The sequence below is a fragment of the Pseudomonas sp. R62 genome (assembly GCF_000257605.1).
In the GTDB taxonomy this organism is placed as follows: Bacteria; Pseudomonadota; Gammaproteobacteria; order Pseudomonadales; family Pseudomonadaceae; genus Aquipseudomonas; species Aquipseudomonas atacamensis.
In genome coordinates this window covers 3,550,357-3,558,669 of record NZ_JH635998.1, presented here as the reverse complement: position 1 = coordinate 3,558,669, position 8,313 = coordinate 3,550,357, and the positions used below count along the sequence as shown (strand labels likewise).

Here is an 8,313-nt window from a genome sequence, read left to right as displayed (position 1 = left end):
GGTTGATCCGGCAGACAGATCCGTCAGGTTCGCTGGACATCACCGGCTATGCCCTCACCGGACAGGCACTGGTGGAAAAGCGCACTTTTCACGATAACGAAGCGTTCACCAGCCATCAGGTGTTCAGTCCGCTTGGCGCCGTGCTTGAACAGACCGATGCCGGCGGCCATCGCAGAGCATCGCGCTATGGTCTTGCCGGGCAGCTCAGGCAAATGGAGCTGCAAGTCGAGACGAAAGTCACGCAGGTCTTGCTGGATGCGCAATACAACGCCAACAATCAGATCACCTCGCAACTGGCCGGTAACGGTGTCCTGAGTCAGTGGACGTATGACCCGGCCGACGGACGCCTGCATACGCGCACCAGTCAAAAAACTGCTCAGCCCAGGTTGCAGGATCTGCAATATTTCTACGATCGCGCCGGCAATATCATCCGCATCGAAGACCACGCCTTCGAGCCCGTCTGGTTCGCCAATCAACGGGTCGACGGCCACCGCGAATTCAGCTACGACTCCCTGTACCGGTTGGTCCGCGCGACCGGTCATGACGACGCGCTGCCCCCGGACATTCCCGGCCTGCCGCGACCGCCCGACGAGAAAAACCGCCTCAACTACACCCAGACGTATAGCTACGACGATGGCGGCAATCTGACCGAATTGCGTCATCAGCGCGACGGCGCCGGCCGCACCCGGCGCATGTGCATCGACGCTCAAAGCAATCGCGGGGTGCGTTGGGAAACGGGCGACGAGCCGCCGGACTTCGGTACCTGGTTCGACCCCCATGGCAATCAACGCAAGCTGCGCCACGGTCCGTCATTGCAATGGAGCAGGCGTGATGAACTGGAGCGCGTGGATCTGGTTATCCGTCAGGACGGCGATAACGATGCCGAGTATTACCAGTACAGCGCCGGCCAGCGGGTCCTCAAATGTCATGAATGGTTTACCGACAAGGTCCGCCACTTCCACCAGGTGCGCTACCTGCCGGGGCTGGAAATCCGCAGCAAGGACAACGGCGAGGAGCTGCACATCATCAGCCTCGGCAACGCGCGCTGCCTGCATTGGGCGCAACGTTCAGTGCCGATAGACGACCAGATGCGCTACACCCTCGAAGACCACCTCGGCTCTTGCGTAATGGAGCTCAATGAAGACGCTGTGGTCACCAGCGCAGAAGGCTATTACCCGTTCGGCGAAACCGCGTGGATGGCCCCGGAGTCGGAAATCGAATACCGCTTTATCCGATATTCCGGCAAGGAAATGGATGTCAGCGGTTTGTACTACTACGGCGCCCGGTATTACGCGCCGTGGTTGCAGCGTTGGGTCAGTGCGGACCCGGCGGGGGATGTGGATGGGTTGAACGTGTATGCGTTTGTGGGAAACAACCCGGTCTCTTTTGTGGATGTGCAGGGGAACAGCCGAGAAGGACATGAGATTGTCAACTTCGCAAACTTTCTGACCGTTCTTAGTGATTACTCTGTTACTGCTCAAGAACAGATTCAGAACATCTCACACCGACAATACGGTGTCGAATTGCTGGCGAATTTCGCGGGAGAAGGCATCAATGCCGCTGCCGGTTTCCTCGGCGGCCTTCACCTCGGTCCGAAAATAGGCTCAATGCTTCCCGACAATCCGCACATGGTCAATTTTACTGAACAGGGTAAACCACCATTTCTCGAAGGGTTGGTTGGCGGGAACATCGCCGGCACCATCACGGGGGAACTTGCTGATCGCCTCATGTCCCCTGCCAATCTGATCAAGCCCTTGATTCCACAAACGTCAGCAATGAGCGTCGCAGCCATTGATGAAAAGATCGGTCTCACACAGGGTCGACTGGATACCAGCCCGGCCAATGCAAGCCTGATATTCATGAACTACGTCGTCGGATCAGTTATTGGAGGCGTCGGCGCAACGCTCAATCTGGGACAACGAGTACAAGAAGCCGAGGACATCAAAAACGGATTGGATCCGGTCAAGATTCAGAAAATCGAAACCATGCTTGCGGACTGGAAAGAAGCCCTCACTTCCCGAATGGCCATCGCCGAAAAAGCGTACAGGCGTCTGGGGCGAAACACGTTCGATGCAGGTCTTGTGATACCTAATGCAGGCCACTCAACAGCTGCGGGGCCTATCCGACTCGAAGCCCTTCGAGAGGAAACCAGTAAGGTTTTGGGATTTATCGAAACCAGCCAGACCATGATGAGTTGGTACAAGGAAGACGCACTCACAGACAACCGTTTTTTGCGCAAACAAGCTCAACCGAAATCCAGGTTCAAAGCGGCATTTCAGGATTTTGTCAGGCCATTCACCCGACATACAAATCCACACCAATGAAATTCGATACCGTTCATTCACGCACTCCTGCGTTGACGGTCACCGACGCACGTGGCCTGCCAGTCCGGCAGGTCTCTTACTTGCGTTCGGTAGCCGGTGCTACGCCAAGCGTTCTGGTGTCCTGCCAGCACTACGACGTGCTCGGGCGTCTGGTCGCGCAAAGTGATCCGCGTCTGCGAGAGACTCATGCGAATACCGCCACCGTGTATTCGCTGAACGAGGCTGCGGTGTACACCGACAGCGTGGACTCCGGCTGGCGCCTGGTGCTGCCGGGGTTGGCCGGTGAGCCGCGGCAGCGTTGGGACGAGCGCGGTCACCACTGGGCGTCGACCTTCGATACGCAGCTGCGCGTGACAAGGCTCAAGGAAGACGGTGACACTCGGATCAACAGTTACAGTTATGGTGAGAGCTCTGCCGATGCCGGCCACAACCTGCGCGGCCAAATGATCCAACAGACTGACTCTTCAGGCTCACTGGATATCACCAGTTACGCTCTCACCGGTCAGGCGCTCGCGCAAACCCGAACCTTTGACGATGGCGAGGCGTTCACCAGCCATCAGGTCTTCAGCCCATTGGGCGCTGTGCTGCAGCAGTCCGATGCCGGTGGTTATCGCAGAGCGTCAAGCTACGGTCTTGCCGGCCAGCTCAAACAGGTGGAGCTGCAAGTCGGGGAGCAGATCACACAGGTTCTGCGGGATGCGCAGTACAACGCCGATGATCAGATCATCTCGCAACTGGCCGGTAACGGGGTACTCAGCCAATGGACGTACACCGCGACCGATGGCCGCCTGCAAACACGGATCAGCCATAAAACCGGCCAGGCCAGGTTGCAGGATCTCGCCTATTTCTACGACCGCGTCGGCAACATCATTCGCATCGAAGACCACGCCTTCGAGCCGACCTGGTTCGCCAATCAACGGGTCGATGGCCAACGCGAATTCAGCTACGACTCCTTGTACCGGTTGATCCGCGCGACCGGTTACGACGACGCCCTGCCTCCTGATATCCCTGGCCTGCCGCAACCGCCCGATGAGAAAAACCGCCTTAATTACACCCAGACTTACACCTACGATGACGGGGGTAACCTGACCGAGCTGTGCCATCAGCGCGACGGCGGCAGTCGCACCAGGCGCATGTACATCGACGAGCAAAGCAACCGCGCAGTGCGCTGGGAAACCGGCGATCACGAACCGGACTTTGGCAACTGGTTCGACCTGCATGGAAATCAACGCAGGCTGCGGCACGGTCCGCAACTGCACTGGAACAGTCGCGACGAGCTGGAACATATAGATCTGGTGATCCGCAAGGACAGCGTCAACGACACCGAGAATTACCAATACAGCCAGGGCGTACGGGTACTCAAGCGCCGTGAAACGTTCGCCAAAGGTGCCAATCACTTCCAGCAGGTGCGCTACCTGCCCGGCCTGGAAATCCGCAGCAAAGACAATGGCGAAGAACTGCACATCATCAGCGTAGGTAACGCGCGCTGCCTGCATTGGGTGAGCAATCCACCTGCCGCCAACACTCAACTGCGATACACCCTCGAAGACCAACTCGGCTCATGCGTAATGGAGCTGGATGAAAACGCTACGGTCACCAGCGAAGAAGGCTACTACCCGTTCGGCGAAACCGCTTGGATGGCACCGAAATCGGAAACCGCATACCGCTTCATCCGTTACTCCGGCAAGGAAATGGATGTCAGCGGTTTGTACTACTACGGCGCCCGTTATTACGCGCCGTGGTTGCAGCGCTGGGTCAGTGCCGATCCGGCGGGGGATGTGGATGGGTTGAATCTGTATGCGTTCGTAAGCAACAACCCCGTCGGCTATATAGACGCCGACGGCCAAGGCAAAGTACTACCGACAAAAGCGGACTATGACTCCGCCTGGAGCAGGCACTTTTCGCGGGAAAACGCCAGTTATGCAAAAAGAGGTCAAGGGATGGCTTCTGATCGCCTGCGCAATGCTCTGGCGAATCAGATACTCAAGCATGTGAATATTTTGGCAATCACCCGACTGCGTTCCAACAATGTGCAGCAGCAGATTCGCAACCAGAATTCAACGTCCCAATTTGCGAAAGCGACCGCCCGCAGGACAGCCGTTCATGTGACGAATCAGACCCTTAGTTATGGCGCGGGAATACTGGTGGGGCTGGGCGCCCAAGCTCTGGGGGCAGCCGCTCCCGGCGCAGGAAATGTGGTTGGTATCGGCATGGGGGTAGCCACAAAAACCGCCGTCAGCTTCGCTATTGACTACATTGCCGAACAAAGTGGGCTGAGCACCTCGGTCAAGCTCAAGACAAGTCCGCTTGATCCCGACAAACTCATCCGGCAGGCAGAGTACAAGTCCATGAACCTGCTGAATTATCTGGGCCACAAAGTCGTCAAGAATTTCGACATTCGAAAAACCAAAGGCCAGGTAGGCACCGGAAAATTCGTCACCTCTGTGGGGCTAAAATTTATTACGCCAACCGTTGCCTCTGAAGCAAGTGCAGCGATCTCCTTAGCGGTTGGAGCAGTAGAAATCGCCAAAGAAGTCAGCGATGCCAGTTCGGAAATATCCGCCGAGAAATACGACAGGCTGTTCACGTATATTCCAGAATTGGTCCAGCAGATCAACGATAACCTGCAAACCACAAGAGAGTACTTCGCTGCACTTTCCATCGATTCGCTGGCGGGGATCAATCTTGCCGACCTTGAAGCGGAAACGGCGAAAATTACCGAACAATTGCAAGAAACAATGAACATGGCAATCTCCTATTCGAAGAAACCCAGGGCGGCATGACCCCCATGGATCTCAAGTAGCAGGCAAGGGGTGATGGCATGCTATCGTGCCCGCCCGTCCTGCCGACCTTTGATCCAGCATGCTGCCGACTTCCCGTACCCTGCGTCTGTCGTTGTATTCCCTGCTGATCATCGCCGGCACAGTCGTGGCCGCAACACTCGCCATGCGCCACGCCGAGCGTCAGGCGCTGGAAGAAGACGCGGCCCGCGCCAATCAGCAACTGGGGTTGTACGCCAACTCCTTGCACACCCTGATCGACCGCTATCGCGCCCTGCCCGCCGTGCTGGCGCTGGACCCGCAATTGCGTTCGGCCTTGGCCGGCCCGGTCGATGCTGCGCAGCAAGCGGCATTGAATGTGAAGCTGGAAAAGATCAACGGCGCCGCGCAATCCTCGACCCTTGAACTGCTGGATCGTACCGGCCTGGCCGTGGCCGCCAGCAACTGGCGCTTGCCCAGCAGTTACGTTGGCCACAATTACGGCTTCCGCCCCTACTTCAGCCAGACCCGCACCCAAGGCACCGGGCGTTTTTACGCAGTGGGCGTGACCAGCGGCATTCCCGGGTATTTCCTTTCCAGCGCCGTACTTGGCGACAACGACGAGTTTCTCGGCGCGATGGTGGTCAAGCTGGAATTTCCCGAACTGGAACGTGAATGGAGCCAGGGCAGCGACACGCTGCTGGTCAGCGATGCGCGCGGGATCATCTTTATCGCCAATCAGCCGGGTTGGCGTTATCGCGCCTTGCGGCCGTTGAGCGCCGATGATCTGGCAGAGATCAAAACCACGCGTCAGTACGACAAGCAATCGCTGCTGTCGCTGACCCATTTGCCGCTACGGCGTTTCGATGACAACAGCGATCTGCGCCGGGTCGAAGGTCCGCAGGGCACGGCGGATTATTTGTGGGAATCGCTGCCGCTGACGACCGAAGGCTGGACCCTGCACCTGTTGCGCCGTCCGCAAGTGGCCTTCGAGGATTTGCGCAACGCCGCGCTGGCCGCCGCCGGTGTGTGGCTGGCGCTGGTGTTCTTGTTGCTGTTTCTCAATCAGCGCTGGCGGCTGGCCAAGGTCCGTCAGCGCAATCGCGAAGAACTCGAGCGTCTGGTCGAGGAGCGCACCCGCGACTTACGCACCGCGCAGGAAGGTCTGGTGCAATCGGCCAAACTCGCCGCGCTGGGGCAGATGTCCGCCGCACTGGCCCACGAAATCAATCAACCGCTGACCGCCCAGCGCATGCAACTGGCGACTCTGCGCCTGCTGCTCGAACATGGCCGCGTCGATGACGCCTACAAGGCGCTGAAACCGGTGGACGATATGCTCACGCGCATGGCCGCCCTCACCGGCCACCTCAAGACTTTCGCCCGCAAGAGTCCGAGCGGTTTGCGCGAACGTCTGGATCTGGCGACGGTGGTCGATCAATCGCTGCAACTGCTCGATGCGCGCCTGCGTGACGAACAAGTCAGCCTTGTGTTGCACCTGACCCGCCCGGCGTGGGTGCGCGGTGATGCGATTCGTCTGGAACAGGTGTTGATCAATTTGCTGCGCAACGCGCTGGATGCGATGCAGGGTAAAGCCTGCAAGCGCCTGGAAATCCGTCTGGAGGCCGATGAGCAATTGTGGCGGCTCAGCGTCAGCGACAACGGCGGCGGGATTGCCGAGGAACATCTGGGCCAGGTGTTCGATCCGTTCTTTACCACCAAACCGGTGGGCGATGGTCTTGGCCTGGGGCTGGCAGTATCCTTCGCCATCGTGCATGAATCCGGCGGGCGCTTGAGCGTCGAGAATGGCGACCACGGCGCGGTGTTCAGCCTGACCCTGCCAATCGATCTGGAGGCACACATCTGATGCTCAATTCGGTGATGGTGGTCGACGACGAAAGCAGCATTCGCGACGCCGTTGAACAGTGGCTGAGCCTGTCGGGGTTTCAGGTGCAGTTGTTCAGCCGTGCCGAAGAATGCCTCGCCGCGCTCCCGGAACATTTTGCCGGGGTGATCCTCAGCGACGTGCGCATGCCCGGCATGGACGGCTTGCAATTGCTCGCCGAAGTGCAAAAGCGCGACAGCGATCTGCCGGTGATTCTGCTTACCGGCCATGGCGATGTGCCGATGGCGGTCGAAGCCATGCGCGATGGCGCCTACGACTTTCTGGAAAAACCGTTCAGCCCGGAAACCCTGCTAGGCAGCCTGCGCCGGGCGCTGGACAAACGCCGCCTGGTCCTGGAAAACCGCGCCCTGCACGAACTGGCCGACAACCGCGCAAAGCTCGATGCGACGCTGCTCGGCGTGTCCCGCGGTTTGCAGACATTGCGTCGGCAAGTGCTGGATCTGGCGACGTTGCCGGTCAACGTGCTGATCCGTGGTGAAACCGGCAGCGGCAAGGAACTGGTCGCGCGTTGCCTGCATGATTTCGGCCCGCGCGCCGGTAAGCCCTTTGTAGCGCTCAATTGCGCGGCGATCCCGGAGCAACTGTTCGAGGCCGAGCTGTTCGGCCATGAGAGCGGCGCGTTTACCGGCGCCTCGGGCAAGCGCATCGGCAAGCTGGAATACGCCGATGGCGGCACGCTGTTTCTCGACGAGATCGAAAGCATGCCGCTGGCCCAGCAGGTGAAATTGCTGCGGGTCTTGCAGGAACAAAAGCTCGAACGGCTGGGTTCGAACCAGAGCATTCGCGTTGATTTGCGTATCGTCGCGGCGACCAAACCGGACCTGCTCGACGAAGCTCGCGCCGGGCGTTTTCGTGAGGACCTGGCGTATCGCCTCAACGTCGCCGAACTGCGCTTGCCGCCGCTGCGTGATCGCCGCGAAGACATTCCATTACTGTTTGAAACCTTTGCCCAGAACGCCGCCCAGCGTCTGGGCCGGACCTTTCCGCCGTTGACCGGTGCGCAGCTCAGTCACTTGCTCAGCCATGACTGGCCGGGCAACGTCCGCGAACTGGCCAACGTCGCCGAGCGTCAGGTGTTGGGGCTGGATGAACCGGTCGCCGGAATCGACCCGGGGCAATCGCTGGCGGCGCAGCAGGAAGCGTTCGAAGCGCAATGCCTGCGCGCGGCGTTGACCCGGCACAAGGGTGATGTCAAAGCCGTGCTCGAAGAACTGCAACTGCCGCGCCGCACGTTCAATGAAAAGATGCAGCGGCATGGGTTGAGTAGGGAGATGTTTCTGGCGGAGTGAGGCAGAGATTTGTGGTGTAGCTGAAATCCATCCCCCCT

Annotated in this window: 4 protein-coding genes; all 4 read left to right on the top strand. The window is 59.1% G+C overall.

The window, feature by feature from the left end:
* On the top strand, positions 1–2,324 hold a 2,324-nt coding region (locus OQK_RS28875), incomplete at its 5' end, for an RHS repeat domain-containing protein (protein WP_081489858.1).
* A complete protein-coding gene (locus OQK_RS17095; protein WP_016773451.1) occupies positions 2,321–5,107 on the top strand; it encodes an RHS repeat-associated core domain-containing protein in 2,787 nt (928 codons plus the stop codon). The genes OQK_RS28875 and OQK_RS17095, both read left to right, overlap by 4 nt.
* Positions 5,108–5,186: 79 nt before the next feature.
* On the top strand, positions 5,187–6,947 hold the full coding sequence (locus tag OQK_RS17090) for an ATP-binding protein (protein WP_016773450.1): 1,761 nt from the start codon (positions 5,187–5,189) through the stop codon (positions 6,945–6,947).
* Positions 6,947–8,275 (top strand): sigma-54-dependent transcriptional regulator, encoded by a 1,329-nt coding sequence (locus OQK_RS17085; protein WP_016773449.1) that lies wholly within the window; start codon positions 6,947–6,949, stop codon positions 8,273–8,275. Before OQK_RS17090 ends, OQK_RS17085 begins: the two co-directional genes overlap by 1 nt.
* Positions 8,276–8,313 lie beyond the last annotated feature (38 nt).

Excerpts from the sequence above, each read along its gene's own strand:
- OQK_RS17095 (WP_016773451.1), top strand. The coding sequence starts at position 2,321 with ATGAAATTCGATACCGTTCATTCACGCACTCCTGCGTTGACGGTCACC.
- OQK_RS17090 (WP_016773450.1), top strand. The coding sequence starts at position 5,187 with ATGCTGCCGACTTCCCGTACCCTGCGTCTGTCGTTGTATTCCCTGCTG.
- OQK_RS17085 (WP_016773449.1), top strand. The coding sequence starts at position 6,947 with ATGCTCAATTCGGTGATGGTGGTCGACGACGAAAGCAGCATTCGCGAC.